This window comes from Streptomyces sp. NRRL S-920 (assembly GCF_000717945.1).
In the GTDB taxonomy this organism is placed as follows: domain Bacteria; phylum Actinomycetota; class Actinomycetes; order Streptomycetales; family Streptomycetaceae; genus Streptomyces; species Streptomyces alboniger.
Window position 1 is genome coordinate 55,207 of record NZ_JODF01000025.1, and the last position, 18,888, is coordinate 74,094.

General features: G+C 72.4%; 16 protein-coding genes. 13 read left to right on the forward strand and 3 right to left on the reverse strand.

Annotated elements, in window-relative coordinates:
- Positions 1-162: 162 nt before the first annotated feature.
- The 3 genes from IG54_RS0119345 to IG54_RS0119355 form a co-directional block, all read right to left on the reverse strand.
- Positions 163-1,212: an alpha-hydroxy acid oxidase gene (locus IG54_RS0119345; protein WP_030785473.1), complete on the reverse strand. Its 1,050-nt coding sequence runs from the start codon at positions 1,210-1,212 to the stop codon at positions 163-165.
- 78 nt (positions 1,213-1,290) lie between these two features.
- Positions 1,291-1,503, reverse strand: coding sequence for a CstA-like transporter-associated (seleno)protein (locus IG54_RS0119350; RefSeq protein WP_030785475.1), 213 nt, complete (start codon positions 1,501-1,503; stop codon positions 1,291-1,293).
- Between the two features lie 50 nt (positions 1,504-1,553).
- Positions 1,554-3,716 (reverse strand): carbon starvation CstA family protein, encoded by a 2,163-nt coding sequence (locus IG54_RS0119355; protein ID WP_234336251.1) that lies wholly within the window; start codon positions 3,714-3,716, stop codon positions 1,554-1,556.
- Between the two features lie 690 nt (positions 3,717-4,406).
- Here IG54_RS0119355 and IG54_RS0119360 point away from each other — a divergent pair.
- The 13 genes from IG54_RS0119360 (at position 4,407) to IG54_RS0119420 (ending at position 18,843) form a co-directional block, all read left to right on the forward strand.
- Positions 4,407-5,240: a TauD/TfdA family dioxygenase gene (locus IG54_RS0119360; protein ID WP_158708886.1), complete on the forward strand. Its 834-nt coding sequence runs from the start codon at positions 4,407-4,409 to the stop codon at positions 5,238-5,240.
- Positions 5,237-6,400: a glycerate kinase gene (locus tag IG54_RS0119365; RefSeq protein ID WP_051819672.1), complete on the forward strand. Its 1,164-nt coding sequence runs from the start codon at positions 5,237-5,239 to the stop codon at positions 6,398-6,400. The genes IG54_RS0119360 and IG54_RS0119365 overlap by 4 nt, the downstream gene beginning before the upstream one ends.
- Entirely contained in the window at positions 6,397-7,482 is a 1,086-nt protein-coding gene (locus IG54_RS0119370; protein ID WP_030785485.1) for an Ldh family oxidoreductase, read from the forward strand. Before IG54_RS0119365 ends, IG54_RS0119370 begins: the two co-directional genes overlap by 4 nt.
- Positions 7,479-8,573 carry a pyridoxal phosphate-dependent aminotransferase gene (locus IG54_RS0119375; protein WP_030785487.1) on the forward strand — a complete coding sequence of 365 codons (1,095 nt, stop codon included), beginning with the start codon at positions 7,479-7,481 and terminating at the stop codon, positions 8,571-8,573. Before IG54_RS0119370 ends, IG54_RS0119375 begins: the two co-directional genes overlap by 4 nt.
- Positions 8,574-8,624: 51 nt before the next feature.
- Positions 8,625-9,512, forward strand: a complete 888-nt coding sequence (locus tag IG54_RS0119380) for an isocitrate lyase/phosphoenolpyruvate mutase family protein (RefSeq protein ID WP_030785491.1) — start codon at positions 8,625-8,627, stop codon at positions 9,510-9,512.
- Positions 9,509-10,657, forward strand: coding sequence for a phosphonopyruvate decarboxylase (gene aepY, locus IG54_RS0119385; protein ID WP_051819674.1), 1,149 nt, complete (start codon positions 9,509-9,511; stop codon positions 10,655-10,657). Before IG54_RS0119380 ends, aepY begins: the two co-directional genes overlap by 4 nt.
- Positions 10,654-11,820, forward strand: coding sequence for a phosphonoacetaldehyde reductase (locus tag IG54_RS39300; RefSeq protein WP_051819676.1), 1,167 nt, complete (start codon positions 10,654-10,656; stop codon positions 11,818-11,820). Before aepY ends, IG54_RS39300 begins: the two co-directional genes overlap by 4 nt.
- Positions 11,813-13,993, forward strand: a complete 2,181-nt coding sequence (locus IG54_RS42055) for an aminotransferase class V-fold PLP-dependent enzyme (protein WP_051819677.1) — start codon at positions 11,813-11,815, stop codon at positions 13,991-13,993. Before IG54_RS39300 ends, IG54_RS42055 begins: the two co-directional genes overlap by 8 nt.
- 9 nt (positions 13,994-14,002) lie before the next feature.
- Positions 14,003-14,647 carry a class I SAM-dependent methyltransferase gene (locus IG54_RS0119400; RefSeq protein ID WP_037897441.1) on the forward strand — a complete coding sequence of 215 codons (645 nt, stop codon included), beginning with the start codon at positions 14,003-14,005 and terminating at the stop codon, positions 14,645-14,647.
- 51 nt (positions 14,648-14,698) lie between these two features.
- The gene (locus IG54_RS0119405; protein ID WP_030785505.1) at positions 14,699-15,391 is read left to right on the forward strand and encodes an aspartyl/asparaginyl beta-hydroxylase domain-containing protein; all 693 of its coding nucleotides are present in this window, start codon (positions 14,699-14,701) and stop codon (positions 15,389-15,391) included.
- A 115-nt stretch (positions 15,392-15,506) separates the two neighbouring features.
- On the forward strand, positions 15,507-16,769 hold the full coding sequence (locus tag IG54_RS0119410) for a GNAT family N-acetyltransferase (RefSeq protein WP_078594278.1): 1,263 nt from the start codon (positions 15,507-15,509) through the stop codon (positions 16,767-16,769).
- Entirely contained in the window at positions 16,766-18,007 is a 1,242-nt protein-coding gene (locus tag IG54_RS0119415; RefSeq protein ID WP_051819678.1) for an MFS transporter, read from the forward strand. The genes IG54_RS0119410 and IG54_RS0119415 overlap by 4 nt, the downstream gene beginning before the upstream one ends.
- Before the next feature lie 101 nt (positions 18,008-18,108).
- Positions 18,109-18,843 carry an SDR family NAD(P)-dependent oxidoreductase gene (locus IG54_RS0119420; RefSeq protein ID WP_030785514.1) on the forward strand — a complete coding sequence of 245 codons (735 nt, stop codon included), beginning with the start codon at positions 18,109-18,111 and terminating at the stop codon, positions 18,841-18,843.
- Positions 18,844-18,888: the final 45 nt, after the last annotated feature.

The window sequence follows — 18,888 nt, forward strand, 5'->3', positions numbered from 1 at the left end:
TCTGGCGCCTGGAAGCCAACCATGCAGCTCAGACGGGTGTCAACAGATTGTTGAAGAAGGAGTTACCCGCGTTCGGTCTTCTCGCCGGGTGCCTTATGGCAGCCCAAAGCGGGAGTTATATTCCTTCATGCAAAGGGCAGTTGGCGGTCTGGTGGGATCCGACTAGTACGCCGGGGGTCCGGCCAGCAGGTCGGGGCCGATATCGCCCAGAGAGGCGACTCCGGCCAGGGCCATCGCCTCGGAGAGCCGACCGCGGTAGTCCGTGAACAACTCCCGTACGGCGTCGGAGCCTCCGGTGGCCAGGGCCCACAGGACGGGGCGCCCCACGAGGACGGCCCGTGCGCCCAGGGCCAGGGCCGTCAGGATGTCCGCGCCCGTACGGATTCCTCCGTCCACCAGGACGGGCACGGTGTCACCCACCGCCCGCGCGACGTGCGGCAGGGCCGACGCGGTCGAGACGGCGCGGTCCAGCTGGCGCCCGCCGTGGTTGGAGACGATCACACCGGCCGCGCCCGCGTCGACGCACATCTTGGCGTCGTCGGCGCGGAGCACGCCCTTGACGAGGACGGGCAGCCCGGACAGCCCGGCGAGGCGGCCGATGGCGTCCGGGCCGATGGACGGGTCCTGTTCCCAGTCCCGGGTCCGGGTGTCCACGCCGACGGCACGGGCGAGCGGATCCGCTGCGGGAAGGGGCAGGGGAATGCGTACGCGCGGCTTATGGGCGACGTACGGGGCGTCGACGGTGAGGACCAGGGCGCGGGCACCGGCGGCCACGGCCCGCTCCACCTGGCGGGCGGTCAGCTCGCGGTCGCGCAGCACATAGACCTGGTACCACCAGGGCCCCGCGACCGCCGCCACCTCCTCCACCGGCCGCGTCGCCCGGGAGGACAGCACCAGGAGCGAGCCCGCGCGGGCCAGGCCACTGGCCGTGGCGACCTCCCCGTCGGGGTGGGCCATGGTGTGGAAGGCGGTGGGTGCCGCCAGGACCGGCGCGCTCAGGCGGGTGCCCAGGAGGTCGAGCGAGGTGTCCACGTGGGAGACGTCCCGCAGCACTCTCGGCAGGAAACGGCGGGTGCGCCAGGACCGTTCGGCTTCGCCGAGGGTCAGTTCCTCGTCCGCGCCGGCGGCATAGAAGTCATGGGCGCCGGGAGGCAGCACGGCGCGTGCCGCCTCCTCGGCCTCCCGGATGCGAAGACTGTCCTCGCCTGACACATGCGGCTCCTCTGCAAGGGGAAAGGTGTGCGTGCAAGGGGGAAGGGAGGCGGGGGAGTCGCGCCGACGCGGCAGCGGTCAGCAGCAGCCGTCGTACTGGAGCGGGTCGCGGTCGCGGCGGTCGAGGCGTTCGCGCTCGAAGGCCTGGCGCGGCAGCACGGGCCGGCGGGCGTCGCGCGCCCGCGCCGCGTAACGCTCGTACGCGTGCTCCCCATTGAGTTCGGCGACGTACCAACGCAGCCAGGCCAGGCCGCGGCGCAGCAGGGTGACGCCGCGGCGCAGCACGGTCATGCCGCGGCTCAACGCTTCGGCCGGGCCCGTGGCGGCGACCGAGGCCCACCTCACCGCGAAGCCCCGGTGCCGGCCGGCTCGGGCTCGGGCGTCCGCCCGGTGCCGGTGCCGGTGCCGGTGGCGCTGCCGTTGCCGGTGGTGGGCGCCGGGATCCGCGACTCCACGTACTCCGTCTCGGTCAGCGGCAGGGAGCCGCCGTTGCGGACGGCCTTGACGCACACCCATGCGCAGGAGGCGACCACCACGAGGGTCAGTACGGCGAAGACGACCGACAGGACGCCGGTGACCGTGGAGTTGTGGACGACGGTGGCCATGTCGTCCAGGGACTTGGCCGGTGCGAGGACCTTGCCGTCCTCCAACGCGTCCTGGTACTTGGCGCGTTGGGCGAAGAAGCCCAGGGCCGGGTTGTCGGAGAACACCTTGTGCCAGGAGGCCGTCATGGTCACCGCCAGCGCCCAGGCCAGGGGAGCGCCGGTGACCCAGGCCCACTTCAGGCGGCCGGACTTGACCAGGAGGGCCGTGCACACGGCGAGGGCGACGCAGGCGAGGAGCTGGTTGGCGGTGCCGAACAGGGGGAAGAGCTGGTTGATGCCGCCCAGCGGGTCGGTGACGCCGACCCAGAGGAAGTAGCCCCAGGCCAGGACGACCGCGGCGGAGGCGATCCAGATGCCGGGCCGCCAGTCCTTGTCCCGGAAGCGGGGCACGACGTTGCCGAGCATGTCCTGGAGCATGAACCGGCCCACGCGGGTGGCGGCGTCGACGGCGGTCAGGATGAACAGTGCCTCGAACATGATCGCGAAGTGGTACCAGAACGACATCATGCCCTCGCTGCCGAAGGCCGAGGCGAGGATCTGCGCCATGCCGACCGCGAGGGTCGGGGCGCCGCCCGTGCGCGAGACGAGGGACTCCTCGCCGACCGAGTCGGCCGCCTGGGCCAGTTGGTCGGGCGTGATGTGGAAGCCGAAGCCGGCGACGGCCTGGGAAGCGGACTGGAGGGTGTCGCCCATGACGCCGGCGGGAGCGTTCATCGCGTAGTAGAGGCCCGGGTCGATGACGCACGCGGCCACGAGCGCCATGATCGCGACGAAGGACTCCAGAAGCATGGAGCCGTACCCGATGAGGGTGACGTGGGATTCCTTCTCGACCATCTTCGGCGTGGTTCCCGAGGAGATGAGGGAGTGGAAGCCGGACAGGGCGCCACAGGCGATGGTGATGAAGGCGAAGGGGAACAGGCCGCCCGCGAAGACCGGACCGGTACCCGCGTGGGCGAACTCGCTGACCGGGTCGACCGCGAGGTCCGGCATCGCCACCAGGACACCCACGGCGAGCAGCACGATCGTGCCCACCTTCATGAAGGTGGAGAGGTAGTCGCGGGGGGCCAGGAGCATCCACACGGGCAGGACCGACGCCACGAAGCCGTACGTCACCAGGCAGACGACCAGGGTCTTGGGGGAGAGGACGAAGGCGTCGGCGAACGAGGAGTTCGCGACCCAGTTGCCCCCGACGATCGCGGCGAGCAGCAGGACGACGCCGATCAGGCTGACCTCGGTGACCTTGCCCGGGCGCAGACGGCGCAGGTAGACGCCCATGAACAGGGCGATGGGGATGGTCATGGCGATGGAGAAGGTGCCCCAGGCCGAGTGGGCGAGGGCGTTGACGACGATCATCGCGAGGACGGCCAGGATGATGATCATGATCGCGAAGACGGCCACCATGGCCGCGATGCCGCCGACCTTGCCGATCTCGTCATGGGCCATCTGCCCGAGGGACTTGCCGCCCCGGCGCAGCGAGAAGAACAGGACGACCATGTCCTGGACGGCGCCCGCGAAGATGACGCCGACGATGATCCAGATGGTGCCGGGCAGGTAGCCCATCTGTGCCGCGAGCACCGGGCCCACCAGCGGTCCGGCGCCCGCGATCGCCGCGAAGTGGTGTCCGAACAGGACCCGCTTGTCCGTGGGATGGAAGTCGACGCCGTCGTCGAGGCGCTCGGCGGGGGTCGCCCTGCGGTCGTCAAGGCGCAGCACGCGCCGCGCGATGAAGCGCGCGTAGAAGCGCTGTGCGACCAGGTACGAGCCGACGGCCGCGGCGATGATCCACATCGCCGAGACCTTCTCGCCCCGGGAGAGCGCGAGCACGGACCAGCCGGCCGCGCCGACCGCCGCGATGCCAGTCCATACGGCGATGCGTACCGGTTTAGTTCTCGGTGGCAAGACGAGCGCCTTTCATGTTCCGACAGGCTGCCACGTGGTGGTGGACCTGATTTCTCTCTGTGGCGACCTGCCCGAATTCTGCGGTCGGCCGCCGCACTTTTTGGGTGCCGGTTCGGATAAAGCGATCGGAACCTATATGCCGGTGATGATCACGGTCAATGATTACTTGTCAGTAACCAGGGCGGGGCGGCGAATCGCGACGGTTCGGGGGGTGCGGCAAGCGGGCGTCGAGGCGGATCGGCCCGGGGTGTGCGGGAGTTGAGCTGACGTGCGGACGGGGGCCTGCGGCCCTGACGCGCCGCCAGCTACCCTTCAACAAATTGTTGACAGCCGCCTGGCCTGCATGCTTGGCTGTGTCCAGCTCGAGATGATGTTGGTCACTGACGTTGCTGGCCCTCGCTCCGTATCCGGCGGGTTCCGGCGCGGTCGTCTCCGCCGCCGGTGAAATCGCAGACGCACCGGCGGTGTAAAGCGGGCTTTACCTGAATTCGTCAGAGGTCTGCGGATCCGGCTTCGCCGGATCGCTCATCCCGGTTTCTCGGCATCGCGGCGCATTTCTTTCGCGCGATTTTCCGGGGGGACCTGTTCCGTTTGGAGACTTTCCAGGTGCTTCCTTCAGCAGTTGACGGCGAGGATGCCCCCTCGCCCTCGCAAGTCAATTCACCGACCGATGGGTTCGACCCTGTCAGGGTGTCTGTGTGCGAAAAGCTCAGGAACTACCTGACCGCCGACGACGTGACGACGGCGGACCGGACGGCCGCGCGCGCCGACCTGGACGAGCTGGCCCGCACCCATCTGTACGCCGGTACCGGTGTCCTGGTCCTGACCGGACTGCGGCCCGAACAGGCGCGGGGCGAGCGGGCGGTCGTCCGCGTCACCCGCCTGTTGGGCGAACCGATGCCGCAGAACCGCGAGGGGACCCTCGTACGTGAGGTCCGCGACCGAGGGGCCAGCATCAGCCAGCGCGGCCGGGTCCGTTACTCGGACACGCGCTTCGGCGGCGACCTGCACACCGACGGGGCGGAGGCCCCGCTGCCCGCCCCCGACGTCTTCACACTGTTCTGCGTGCGCCAGGCCGCCGACGGCGGCGCGCTGCGCTGCGTACACGTCCGGGACGTGGAGCGGCTGCTCTCCGACGACGTGCTCGCCACCCTGCGGGAACCCTTCCACTTCGACCGGCGAGGCGACCAGCGGGACGGGGCCGGGCCGACCACGGTCAAGCCGGTCCTGTTCACCCAGCACGGCCGCCCGTCCATCACCTACCTGCGCAGCTATATCGAGCAGGGACACGACCACCCCGGCGTGCCGGACCTCACGGAGGGGCAGCGCAAGGCGCTCGACGCGCTCGACGCCGCCGTCGACGCCTGCGCCGAGGCCGTGGTCGGGAAGCTGAACGAGGGCGAACTCGCCCTGTTCGACAACCTGTCCGTGCTGCACGGGCGCACCGAGTTCCAGGACGCCCCGGACTACACCCGCCTCCTCCTGCGGACCTGGGTGCGACGCGACCTGCCCGCGGCTTCATGAGCGACGACGGCCTGCCCGCACTCCGCCCCGACATCGTCATCGCCCCCAACTGCATGCGGGGGTACGCCACTTCGTCGCAGGTCGCCACCGCCCTCGCCGAAGGGGTCCGCGGCGCCCGGCCGCACGCCGCCATCGCGCTGTACCCCCTCGCGGACGGCGGCGACGGCACCCTCGACGCCCTCGAAGCGGTGCGCGGCGGCCGACGGCGGCCGGCGGCGGCGGACGACGCACGGGGCAGGGCGCGCAGCACCGAGTGGCTCGCGCTCGACCCCTCCACCGCGGTGGTCGAAACAGCGAGCGTGTGCGGACTGGGAGCGCTGCGCCCGCACGAACTCGACCCGCTCGAAGCGACCTCACGCGGAGCGGGGCAGATCGTCGCGGCGGCCGTCGACGCCGGTGCCACCTCTATCGTCATCGGGCTCGGCGGCACCGCCGTCGTGGACGGCGGGGCCGGCGCCCTCGCGGCTCTCGGGGCGCGCTTCGTCGACCGCGACGGCCACCCCGTCGACCCGCGCCCCCGGACCCTGACCTCCGCGGTCGCCGTCGACCTCGCCCCCGCACGCCGACGGCTCGCAGGCGTCCGCCTGCGGTTCCTTGCCGACGTCAGCACGCCACTGTCCGGCAACCTCACGACCTTCGGCGCGCAGAAGGGCGTCACCGCCCACAACCGCCCCCAGGCGGTACGGGCGTTGCACCACCTGGTGCGTCTGCTGGCCGAGGCCGGAGACCCGGACGCGCCACGCCGCTTCGAGGAGCCCTGGTTCGGCGCAGGCGGCGGTACGGGGTTCGGCCTGACGGCCGTCGCCCGCGCGACCGCCGAGAGCGGGGCCACCGGCGTGCTCGAGATCGCCGACCCCGAGGACGCCGTCGGCTCGGCCCCCCTCGTGCTCACCGCGGAGGGAGTCGTCGACGAGGGCACCTGGCAGGGCAAGCTGCCCGGCGCCATCGCCCAGCGGCGCGCCGAGGCCGGACTGCCCACCGCGCTCGTCGCGGTCCGCGTCACCGCACCGCCGCCCGAAGGGCCGATGAGTACACATCAGATCGCCCGCACCGCCTCGCGGGGCGCCGTCACAGGGCCCGACCTCTGGCGAGGACTGGCACGGGCCGCACACCAGGCCTGCGACCAATGGCAGGGCACAGCACTCTTGGAGCAAGCATGATCACGGTGGACCGTAAGGCCCTCACCGACTTCGTGACGCAGGCGCTGGTCGCGGCCGGAGCCCGCGCGGACGACGCGGAGCTGACCGCGGACGTCCTCGTGGCGGCCGACCTCGCCGGAGTGGACAGCCACGGCGTCGCCCGGCTGCGCCGCTACGTGGAAGGCCTGCACCAGGGCACCATCGACAAGGACGCCCGACCGGAGGTCGTCCGGGAGGACGGCGGCGTCAGCGTCGTCGACGCGCACAACGGACTCGGCCAGCCCGCGCTGTGCTTCGCGGTGGACCACGCCGTCGCCCGGGCCAAGGAGCACGGCGTCGCCGCCGTCGCCGTACGCAGGTCCAACCACATCGGCATCGCCGGCTGGTACGCCGAACGGGCCGCCCGCTCGGGCACGTTCGCCCTGGTGACCACCAACGCCACGCCGCAGGTGGCGCCGGCCGGCGCCGCCGAGCCGATGTTCGGCACGGACCCTGTCAGTTACGCACTGCCCACCCCCGATGAGCCGCTCTGCTACGACGCGGCCACCAGCATCGTCCCCCGGGGCAAGCTGGAGCGGCTGCACCGCGAGGGCAAGCCGATGCTGGACGGCTGGGCCGTCGGCCCCGACGGGGCCTCCTCGACCGACATCCCGCGCGTCGTCGCCGGCCTCAAGGCCCGCGAGGGGTACGCCCTGCTGCCCCTCGGCGGTCTCGGCACGGAATTCGGCGGCCACAAGGGCTCGGGCATCGGTCTGCTCGCCGAACTGCTCTGCGGCCCCCTGGCCGGGGCCAGCTGGAGCAAGCACACCTACGGCGAACAGGGCGCCGACCTGGGGCAGTTCGTCCTGTGCGTGAACATCGGCGCGCTCGGTGACGCGCGGGAGATCGGTGAGCGGGTCGCGGCGATGTCCGACGAGATCCGCGCCGCCGAACAGGCCGTCCCCGGCGTCCCCGTCAGGCTGCCCGGCGACCGTCGCCGCACGTCGGCCGGTGAGCGGTCCGCCCACGGCATTCCGCTGCTCGCCCCGGTGGTCGCCGATCTGGCGAGGATCGCCGAACTGGTCGGCCTCGCGCCGCTGCGGGGTCAGGAGCCCGTCGCATGAGCGGCGCGTACTCCGACGTCGTCGACCTGGCGTCCGGCCAGATCGTCGAACCGCTCTCGCCCGCCGTGCGCGCCGCCTTCGACAAGGCGCTCGACTCCGACCGCACCAGCGCCTACGCCCCGGCGTACGGCGACCCCGACCTGCGTACCGCCGTCGCGGACCACTACGCCGTGCGCACGGGCACCCCGGTGGACCCCGAGCACATCACGGTCACGGCGGGAGCGCGCCACGGCCTGCTCGTCGCCCTCTCCACCGTCGCGCACGGCGGCGAGGTGCTGGTGCCGAGGCCGCACTGGAGCCACTATCCGGCCGTGGTGCGGCGCGCAGGGGCACAACCCGTCATGGTCGACGGCGGAGCCCGCGACGGATGGCGCGTCGGCCCCGCGGAGCTGGAGGCGGCCCGCACCGAGCGGACCAGGGCCCTCCTCCTCAACAGCCCGGTAAACCCCACCGGAGCGGTCTACGACGCGCCCCGCGTGCGGGCGCTCAGGCAGTGGGCGAGCGCCCACGGCATCTGCCTGATCACGGACGACATCTACTGGGCGTACGGAGACGCCGTCGACCGCGGCGTACGGGCCTCGGCCCACGAGATCGTCGTCGGCGGCGCCTCCAAGGTGTACGCCCTGGCGGGGCTGCGCGTCGGCTGGGTGTGGGGCCCGCCCGAGCTGTCGGCCGCGCTGCGCGACGCCGTGGAGTACACCACCGGCCCGGTGTGCGGGACCTCGCAGCTCGCCGCCGCGGCGGCCGTGCGCGACACGCACGCGGTGGCCGCGCGGGTGGACGGCCTCGCGGCGCGTCGCGAGGCGGCGGTACGGATCATGACGGGCATCCCGCTGCTCGAACCCGTCGCCCCGGCCGGGGGGATCTACCTCTGCCTGGACGCCACCGAGGCGCTGAGCCGGCAGCCGCACGGAGCGCGGGACGACGTCGCGCTGTGCCGCGTGCTCGCGGAACAGGCGGGCGTACGGCTGCGTGCCGGATCGACGTTCGGCATGCCCGGCCACCTCAGGCTCTGCGTCGCCGAAGAGGCGGACACGCTCGCCGAGGCGGCCCGACGGCTCTCCGACTTCCTCACGACCTTCAACAACTGAAGCAACAGATCCAGCAAGAGATCCAGCAACTGATTCAGCAAGGGGTGGAGTATGACCGTGGTTTCGAACAGTTACGTGGAGACCTCCTCGCGCGCGCTCGTCCTGCGGGAGGCCTTCGAGAGCGGCCGCCTCGTCAAGGTGGCGGGAGCCCACGACGGGCTGTCGGCGCGGCTGGCCATGGAGGCCGGTTTCGACGCCGTATGGGCCTCCGGCCTGGAGATCTCGGCCGCGCAGGGGCTGCCCGACGTGAGCCTGCTCGGCATGGCCGAATACCTGGCCGGGGCCACCGCGATGCAGCAGGCGGTGAGCATCCCGGTCGTGGCCGACTGCGACACCGGCTTCGGCGGCAGCCTCAACGCCGCCTACACGATGCGCCGTTACGAGGGCGCGGGCGTCGCCGGCATCTGCATCGAGGACAAGATCTTCCCCAAGCGCAACAGCTTCCTCGACGCCGGACAGAAGCTGCTGGAGACCGACGAGTTCGGCAGCAAGCTCGAAGCGGCCAAGAAGGCACAGGCCCGTTCCGAGACCCTGCTGATCGCCCGGACCGAGGCGTTCATCTGCGGCATGGGCGTCGACGAGGCGCTGCGCCGCTGCCACCAGTACGTGGACGCGGGCGCCGACGCCGTCCTCGTCCACTCCAAGTCGGCCGAGGCCGGCGAGGTCGTCTCGTTCATGCGGCAGTGGCAGCACCGCGCCCCCGTGGTGATCGTCCCGACCACCTACGCGGACTTCTCCGTACAGGAGGCCCAGGAGGCGGGCATCTCCATGGTGATCTACGCGAACCAGGGCATGCGGGCGTCCGTCAAGGCGGTGCGCGACACCTGGGCCGTCGTGCTCGCCGAGGGGTCGACCGCGAGCGTCGAGCCGCACATCGCCACGGTGAAGGACATCTTCAGCCTCTCCGGCATCGACCACTGGCTCGGTGACGACAAGTGACGCGCCCGATCGAGGCGGAGGAGTTCGTCGAAGCGCTGCGCGCGTACGGCGTGGAGCGTGTCACCGGTGTGCCGTGCGGCCATCTGGCCGGGCCCTGGACACTGTTCGAGGAAGAGGGCCGGCTCGTCCCGGCCGCTTCGGAGGGCGCGGCGACGGCCCTCGCCGCCGGCTGGGAGCTGGCGGGGCGGACGGCCGCGCTGCTGGTCCAGAACTCCGGGTTCGGCAATCTGATCAACCCGCTCACCTCGCTGCTGCTGCCCTACGACATCCCGCTGCTCGTCGTGATGACGATGCGCGGCTGGCCCGACCCGGCACAGGACGAGCCGCAGCACGCGGCGATGGGCACCTCCACCGTGCGCCTGCTCGAAAACCTCGACGTACCCCACACGGTGCTCGAACCGGGCGGACTGGAGGCCGCGTTGGCCGCCGCGTCCGAGGCCCGCGCCCAGAACCGGCCGTTCTTCCTCCTGGTGCCCCGCGGAGCCATCGGCAAGGTGTCCAGAAATGTCGAGCAACAACCTGTTAGCGAGGGCGAGTTGACCCGACCGCGCGTGGTGGCGGCGCTCATGGCGGCGGTCGGCGAAAACGACCTCATGGTGACCACGACCGGCTATCTGTCGCGGCAGGCACATCACGAGAAGGACCGCGACGGCACCTTCTACATGCAGGGTTCCATGGGCCACGCGGGCGCCATCGGGCTCGGCCTCGCGACCGCACACCCCGAGCGGCGCGTCGTCGTCCTGGACGGCGACGGCGCCTTCCTGATGCACCTCGGCACCGGATCCACCATGGCGGCCGCGGGTGGCGCGAACCTCGTACACGTCGTCGTCGACAACGGCTGCTACGAATCCACCGGCTGCCAGGCCACGACCTCGAAAGACATCGACTGGGCCGCCCTGGGCGAGGGCCTCGGATACCGCACGGTGACCGTGTCGCGCTCGGCACGCTCCCTGTCCGAGGACGTCCGGCGGGCACTGGACGCCAAGGGCCCCGTGCTGTGCGTCTTCCGCGTCGTGCCCACCCCCGGGGAAGTCCACCCGAGGGCCACGGCCTCGACCGGGCCCGCGGACATCGTGCGGCGTTTCCGCGCGGCGGCCACCGGCGCACCGGCACGGGAGCGGCGGCCCGCCGTGAGCACCTCGTGACCGTGGCGCACGGCGGACGTGCCACGTCGGTCACCGCGTACCGGGGGGCGGCCGCCGGGCTGCCCGCCCTGTGCGCGGGCCACCGCCCGCTGGTCGTCGCGAGCGACGGAGCCCTTAGGCGGGCGGATGTGCACGCCTGGCTGCCCGCGGAGGCGGAGGTCTTCACCGAGTTCCACCCGAATCCGACGGTCGAGCAGGCGTTGGAGGCGGCGCGTCTGCGCCACGCCTGGGGCGCCGACCTCGTCGTCGGCATCGGAGGCGGCTCCGCGCTGGATGTGGCCAAGGCGGCCTGCCTGCTGCCCCGCGACGCGGACGCGGCCGGCCGGGTCGTCGCGGGAACGCTCGAGCCGGCCGAACGGGTCACGCTCCTGCTGGTCCCCACCACCGCGGGAACCGGCAGCGAGGTGACCCAGTTCGCCACCCTCTACCAGGAGGGCCGCAAGGTCTCCCTGGACACCCCGCACGCCCGTGCCGACCTCGCGGTCGTCGACCCGGCGCTCACCGACTCCTGTCCCGCCGAACTCACCTGGAGCTGCGCGTTCGACACGCTGGCCCACGCGGTGGAGTCCCTGTGGTCGATCCGCTCGACCCGGCGGTCGCGCGAGCACGCCGTGGCCGCGCTGGAGCGTCTCGTGCCCGTGCTGAGCCAGGCGGGCGCGGCACCGGACCCGGCGGAGCGCGACGCGCTGAGCCGGGCCGCGACGGACGCGGGACGCGCGATCGACATCACGCGGACGACCGCGGCGCACGCCCTGTCCTACCCGCTGACCTCCCGGCTCGGCGTGCCCCACGGCCTCGCGTGCGCCCTCAACCTGACCTGGCTCGCGCCCCTCGTCGAGGCGGCCGGGGCGGACGAGATCCTCGACCCGCGCGGTCCCGGAGCGGTCGAGGCCGCGCTGGACGCCCTGCGCGCGGCGTGCGGGGTGACGGCCGGCGGCCTCGGCCCGTTCGTGGCCGACCTGGTGACCAGGCGCATGCCTGCCACCGCCTGGCGCAGGCCCGACGCCGACACGGCACTCGTCGACCGGCTCGTCGCGGAGGGAATGTCGTCGAACCGCATGGCCGGCATGCCCATCACGCTGGAGCGCGCCCGGGTGCGCGCGGGACTGGTGTCGGCCCTGGGCGCCGCACCGGCACGGACGGAGGACGCCTGTTATGCGTAACTACCGCGTCACGGGGCCGGTCGAGGTCCCCGAAGGCACACTCGCGGCGATGACGCGGCCGATGATCAGCCACCGCTCGGCCGAGTTCCGCGGCCTGTTCACCGACGTCGTCAAGCGGCTCGGGCCCCTGTTCGGGACGAGCGGGACCGTCCTGCCGCTGACCTGCTCGGGCACCGGCGGCATGGAGGCGGCGGTCGCGTCCGTCCTGCGGCCCGGCGAGCGCGTACTGGTGGTGGAACTGGGCTACTTCGGCGAGCGGTTCGCCGAGATCGCCGCGCACCACGGCGCGTACGTCGACGTGGTGCGGGCCCCCTGGGGGCAGGTGGTGTCCGCGCGGGACATAGCGTCCAGGCTCGCCGAACACCCGTACTCAGCTGTCCTGTTGACGCACAACGAGACGTCGACCGGCGTGCTCGCCCCGCTGCGCGAGTGGGCCGCCGCCATCCGTGCGGTGAGCGACTGCCTGATCGTCGTCGACGTCGTCAGCAGCCTGGGGGCCGTGGAGATCGCCTTCGACGAGCTGGGCCTCGACGTCGCCGTGGGGGTGACCCAGAAGGCCCTCGCCTGTCCGCCCGGACTCGCTCTCGTGGCCGTCTCCGACCGGGCGTTGGAGCGAGCCGCGCGGCCGGGAGGGCGGAGTTACTACCTGGACCTGGCCCGGGCCGCCGAACACGCCCGCCTCGGCACCACGACGTACACCCCCGCGCTGCCCATCGTCCACGCCCTGGACGCCGCGCTGCGGGCCGTCGAGGACGAAGGGCTCGAACAGGTCTGGCGACGCCACGCGCACACCGCGCGCCGCTGCCGCGAAGCCGTCCGGGCCCAGGGCCTGAGCGTGGTGCCGCCCGAGGAGCACTGCTCCCCGACCGTCACCGCCGTACGGCTGCCGTCTCCCGACGCCGAGCGGGTCAGGGACGAGCTGGCGACCCGGCACGACGTCTGGGTCTCCTCGGGGCGCGGCGGCTGGAAGAGCGAGGTGCTCAGGGTCGGCCACATGGGGCCCGTCCCGGTGGCCGAGGCCGAGGCGTGCGCCGAGGCCATCGGTGCCTGCGCGCGGGAACTCGGCGCGTCGGCCCAAGACCGCGGGGCAGTCGAATCCGGCGTGTCGGCCGAGCCGAGCGCCGGACGTGCGCCCTTCGAGGCGGACGCGGCCGGTGAGCTGAGTGTCCGCTCCCTCGCCTCGGCGCAGGACCTCGGCCCCGACTGGGACGCACTCGTCGCGGACCTCGACGCGCCCATCTTCCACACGCGGGCGTTCCTCCGGGCGTACGAGCACCACCCGATCCAGCGCATCAGACGACCGCGCTACCTCGAAGTGCGCGACGGCGACGGCCAGTTGCGGGCGGCGGCGCCCACGTACCTGCAAGGCGACCCGCTCGGGCTCCTCGGCCTCGCCGAGGGCGAGCAAGCGCTGCTGGCGCCCGTGTGGCACGCCCCGGACGCGCACCTGCTGGCACGCGACGAGCGGGCGCTGGACAGCCTGCACCGGGCGTTCGCGGACCGTGCGGCCGAACTGGGCGCGTCCCAATGGGGGTTCGTCAACCTCAGCGCCGACGCCCCGCTGGTGAAGGCGCTCGAAGGGCGCGGCTTCAGGCGCCAGGACCTCGTCCCGCGCTGGACCCTGAGCAAGCGGGTGGCGCCCGACGCCGAGACGTATCTCGCCTCGATGCGACGGTCCGTACGGCGGGACTACGCACGCCAGTTGCGCCGGTACGACGAGCAGGCGCGCTGCTTCGTGCACCGCTCCGACTACCCGGGGCTGCTCGGCCTCCTGGAGATGATCGCCGCGAGCGCCGCGCGCAACGGCTCGCCGAAGTACTACGACCCCGGGCCGTTCGCCGAGTTCCTCCGGGAGCTGGGGGACGCGGTCCGTCTGGTGGAGATCCGCGGCCACGACGAGGAGACCCTCGCCGTCGCGGTCTGCTTCCTGGAGGAGCGCAGGCTCCAGGCCTGGGCCGGCGGCTACATCCGCGGCCGCGACGAGCTGAGGTTCAGCCCCTATTACGCCCTGTGGTGGGAGATCTGCCGGCTCATGTGGGCCACGGACGTGGCCACCATCGAGTGCGGGCGGCTGAACGAGACGTTCAAGGAAAAGATGCTGCTCACCCCGCAGACCCTGGTGGCCCTGATGGGCCCCACCCCCGTTTCGCACGACCTTCTTGAGAAGAACTGAGGACGACAAGTGGATTCCCGAACCCTCATCGACAGCCAGCTCGGCTACTACCGCGCCCGCGCGGCGGAGTACGACACCACGTTCGTGCCCTATATGGACCCGGGCCTGCCCGCCGCCATGGCACGCCTGCGCTCGGGCAACCTGCGCGGCGAGGTCCTCGAACTCGCCAGCGGAACCGGCTACTGGACGCGTCACCTCGCCGAGGTGGCCGACACGGTCACGTGCCTCGACGGTTCGCCGGAAATGATCGAGGAGGCCCGGCGGCACGGCCTGGCCAACGCGGAGTTCCACCAGCAGGACCTCTTCGACTGGACGCCCGAACGGCAGTGGGACGGAGTCTTCTTCGCCCACTGGCTCGCCCACGTCCCCGACGAGAACTTCGACGCGTTCTGGGGCGCGGTCCGCCAGGCGGTCCGCCCCGACGGTGTCGTCGAGTTCGTCGACGTGACCGGTGAGGCGCGCGACTTGGAGCAACTGGACGCCGAGGCGCCGGACGTGGCCGTCCAGCGCTCTCTGGAGGACGGCCGCACCTTCCGCATCGTCAAGGTCTTCCGCGAGCCGGCCGAGCTGGAGCGGCGGCTGAGCGCCCTTGGCTGGACGTGCGAGGTCGAGGAGATCCACCCCGGTTTCCTCTACGCCACGTGCCGCCCCTGACCCACCGCCCCACGCGCCCGCCCCCACGCGCCCGACCATGAGGAGAAACCGATGAAGGGCTCCCTGAGCATCAACCAGCCCGGCGTCCGCAAGGCCGTCAACAACTACTTCCTGCGGAACAGCGGCGGCAGGAGCCGCTTCCGCATCATGTCCCCGTACGCGCTCTTCCCGGAAGCGCGCAAGCTCGACGCCCAGTTCGACCAGATCAAGGCCGAGGTCACCCGTCTCGTCGAGACGCGCAACGTCCGCGCGTACGGCGACATCGACCCGCTGCGCGCCGCCGAGGTCTCCGAGGAGTGGCGCCTCTACTACGCGTACATGCTCGGCGAGACCAACCCCAACGCCTACCGGGACTGCCCCACGTTCGTCGACTTCGCGGAGCGGACCCCGTCGGTGGTCAACGCGATCATCGCGATCCTGGAGCCCGGCGTGACGCTCAAGGCACACGAGGGCCCGTACGCCGGCATCCTGCGCTACCACCTGCCGCTGACCGTCCCCGAGAACAACCCGCCCCGGCTGCGCGTGGACAAGGAAATGCACACCTGGAAGGAGGGCGAGGCCATCCTCATCGACGACACGTTCGAGCACGAGGTCTACAACGAGAGCGACGGCCAGCGCGTGATGCTGATCGTCGACATCCGCCGTCCCATGGGTCTCGTCCCCGACGCGGTCAACAAGCTCAGCCTGCGGGCGAAGCGCAAGTGGTCCGCACAGTTCATCGAGCAGTCGAACGGCGACATCTGACGGGGTCCGGAGTGACCGGCCGGGGCGGCCGTCCCGCCGGTCACCCCTTCGCCCGCACACGACGGCGAACCCGCCCCGGCAGCACGGCGCATACGGGAAGACAGAGGACCATCCAGTGCTCGTAACGGACACTCTTCGCACGGTGGACGACATCCCCTCACCCGAGTGGGACGCGTTCACCCGCGCTTCGGACATCGACTCCGCACGAGGCTTCCTCCAGTTCCGGGAGTACCTCGAGCCCGGCGAGAGCCTGCTGCTCACCGCCCGCTCGGCGGGCCGGCTCACGGCGGCCCTCAGAGGCGTCGTCGCGGTACCGGGGAGCGGGCTGACCAGTGACCCCTGGAAGTTCCTCGGCAGTGAGGCCGTCCTGCGCCTGGACGACAACGACAGCGAGCAGACCGGCGAGGCCCTGCGCCGCGCCCGCAGCGCGCTCGTCCGCGGCGCCGGGTCCGACACGCGCCTGCCGTTGTGGCAGGAGCTGACCCGGCGCGTCGGCCCGTGCCTCGTGATCCGGGAGTTCGACCGCAGCGAGCTGCTGTACGCCCCCGAGGCGGACGAAGCCCAACAGGCCGACCTCGCCGCGCGGTTGGTGCGCGCCGCCCAGTCCACCGCGGCCGACAAGGGCGCGGGCGCCGTCGTCTTCCCCTACGTCAGCCCCGCCGACACGGTGCTGCGCGCCACCCTCACCGCGGCCGGATTCCGCCGCGGGACCCTGACGGGCGCCTCGCGGATCGAGACCGCGGGCTTTGACAGCTACGAGGAGTATCTGGCGGCGCTGCCCAGCCGACGCCGCCGTCTGTACCGCACGGAGGAGCAGAGCCTCACCGCATCGGAGCACCTGACCCGCGGGGAGGCCGACCTCGCCCAGCACGCGGCGCGCGTCGCCGAGCTGGAGGCCAACACGCTCGTCAAGCACGGCGGCATCGCCGACGCGGAGGCGATACGCCTGGCCAGGATCACGCTGGCCGACCGGCTGCCCGACGCGGTGCGCGTCCCCGTCGTCCGGCGCGACGGCGAGACCGTCGCCTGCGCCCTGCACCTGCTGGGCCGCAAGAGCGTCGTCTTCATGACCTACGGCTGCGACTACGCCGTCGAGGACCGCGGTGCCGCCTACCCGTGGGCGGCCTTCTACCACCCCGTCCGCACCGCCATCGCCCAGCGGCTCGACGGGGTGCGCCTGGGCTTCGAGGGGTTCGAGGCCAAGACCCGCAGGGGAGCGGTGGTGGAACCCCGGGAGACCTGGGCCTGGACACCGGACGCCGACGCCCTGCGGCGGCTCGGCGAACTGCTCGACCTCGTCGACGCCCGCAACGACGCCTACCTGAGCCGGTTCCCGCAGGCGACCGCCGACCGCGGCCGAGGAAAGGCCCGGTCATGACCGGCACGCAGACCGTCGACGACCCCGGCCGCCGGACGGCCCGCGCCCACAGACTCCTCCTGCTCACCCTCGCCCTGGGCGCGTTCAGCATCGGCACCGACAGCCTCATCATCAGCGGGCTGCTCGACCACATCGTGGCCGACCTCCACGTCTCCACCGCCGCCGCGGGCCAGCTGATCAGCGTCTTCGCCCTGTTGTACGCCATCTCGGCACCGGTGCTCGCCGCGCTCACCGCCAGGTTCGACCGCAAGCGGCTCCTGCTCGCCGCGCTGTGGATCTTCGTCGCCGCCAACCTCCTGGGCGCCGTGGCCCCCACGTACCCCGTACTGATGGCATCGAGGGTCGTGGCCGCTCTCGGGGCGGGGCTCTACCTGCCCTGCGCCATGGTGGTCGCGGTGGGCATCAGCTCGCCCGAGCGGCGGGGGAGGGCCATCGCCACGGTCGCCGGAGGCATGTCCGCCGCCACCGCCCTGGGCATTCCGCTCGGCACCCTGGTGGGCGCGGTCGGGCACTGGCGCATGACGCTCGTCCTGGTCGCCGTCCTGTCGGCCGCGGCCGCACTCGCCCTGGTCCCCGGGCTGCCGCGCGTGCCGTCGCCGGCCGGGGTGACGCTCGTACAGCGACTGAGGGCGGCGACGCACCCGCAGGTGCTCTCCGCGCTGGTGACCAACACGCTCGCCTGCGCGGGCGAGTTCGTCCTCTTCATCTACATCGCGCCCCTTGCGATGGGCCTCACCGGCGTCGGCGCGGCCGGTGTGAGCGCGTTCCTGCTGGTGTGGGGCGTCGCCGCCATGGCCGGCAGCACGGCGGGCGGCCGCGCCTCGGACGCGTGGGGCGGGCAGCGCGCGTACACCACCGCGGTGGCGGTGCTCCTCGCCGGGCTGTGCGCCATGGTCCTCCTGAGCCTGGGGCAGCCGCAGGCCCGGTGGGCCGTCCTGAGCGTGTTCGGCGTGCTGCTCGCGGTGATCAGCGTCGCCTCATGGGCCCTGCCCACCGCGCAGAACCACCGCATCGCGAGCCTGGACATCCCCGAGCCCACGGTGGCCCTCTCCCTCAACGGCTCCTCGTCCTATCTGGGTCTGGCGATCGGCGGCGCCGTGGGCGGGCTCGCCCTGGCAGGAGGCTCCCTGACGGCGCTCACCGCGACCGCGGCCGCGTTCGAGGTGCTCGCGCTCCTGGCCCTCGGCCTCTCGGCGCTCGGCAAGCGGGGCGGGGCGAGCGGGCCTGAGGTGCGGTAACTACGCTCGGACGGCCGCGCACGGCCCCTGACCGGGCCCGGCCCCATCAGACCGCTCACAGACCGCTCACGAACCGATCACAGACCGAGCAAAGGACGGACATGCGAGGACACCAGAAGATCACCGTCGTCACGGGGGGCAGCCGGGGCATCGGTGCTGCGATCTGCCGCCGGCTCGCGGCGGAGGGCCACGACATCGTGGTCGGCTACCGCTCAGACGAGGCGGCGGCCCGCGCCGTTACCGCCGAGGTCGAGTCGGCCGGCCGGCGTGCCCTGGCCGTCGCCGTGGACACCGCCGACGAACACGACGTCGCCGCGCTCTTCGAGGCCGCGGCCGCCCTCGGGCCGGTCACCGGCCTGGTGAACAACGCGGGAGTGAGCGGCCCCAACGGGCGCCTCGCCGACGCCGACCCCGCCGGGATGCGGGCCGCCCTGGAGGTCAACGTGCTCGGCTATCTGCTCTGCGCGCGCCAGGCCGTCCGCGCGATGACCGCGTCCGGCGGCGGCTGCGTCGTCAACATCTCCTCGGCCGCGGCGACGCTCGGCAGTCCGGGGCAGTACGTGCACTACGCCGCCGCGAAGGCCGCGGTCGACGCCTTGACGGTGGGCCTGTCCAAGGAGGTCGCCGCCGACGGCATCCGGGTCAACTGCGTGGCCCCCGGCACGGTGTGGACCGACTTCCACGAAGATCCGCAGCGGCCCGCCAAGGTGGCCGACAACATCCCGATGCGGCGTGCGGGCCACCCGGACGAGATCGCCGGCGCCGTCGCGTGGCTGCTGTCCGACGACGCCTCGTACGCCACGGGGGCGGTGCTGCGGGTAGCCGGGGGGATGTAGCCCGGCGGATGTGACGGGCCCGCGCGCCATCGCGGAAAATGGTGT

Coding starts and splice junctions, on each gene's coding strand:
- IG54_RS0119365 (WP_051819672.1), top strand. CDS start 5,237: ATGAGCGACGACGGCCTGCCCGCACTCCGCCCCGACATCGTCATCGCC.
- IG54_RS0119420 (WP_030785514.1), top strand. CDS start 18,109: ATGCGAGGACACCAGAAGATCACCGTCGTCACGGGGGGCAGCCGGGGC.
- IG54_RS0119415 (WP_051819678.1), top strand. CDS start 16,766: ATGACCGGCACGCAGACCGTCGACGACCCCGGCCGCCGGACGGCCCGC.
- IG54_RS42055 (WP_051819677.1), top strand. CDS start 11,813: ATGCGTAACTACCGCGTCACGGGGCCGGTCGAGGTCCCCGAAGGCACA.
- IG54_RS0119380 (WP_030785491.1), top strand. CDS start 8,625: ATGACCGTGGTTTCGAACAGTTACGTGGAGACCTCCTCGCGCGCGCTC.
- IG54_RS0119405 (WP_030785505.1), top strand. CDS start 14,699: ATGAAGGGCTCCCTGAGCATCAACCAGCCCGGCGTCCGCAAGGCCGTC.
- IG54_RS0119375 (WP_030785487.1), top strand. CDS start 7,479: ATGAGCGGCGCGTACTCCGACGTCGTCGACCTGGCGTCCGGCCAGATC.
- IG54_RS0119350 (WP_030785475.1), bottom strand. CDS start 1,503: ATGACCGTGCTGCGCCGCGGCGTCACCCTGCTGCGCCGCGGCCTGGCC.
- IG54_RS0119370 (WP_030785485.1), top strand. CDS start 6,397: ATGATCACGGTGGACCGTAAGGCCCTCACCGACTTCGTGACGCAGGCG.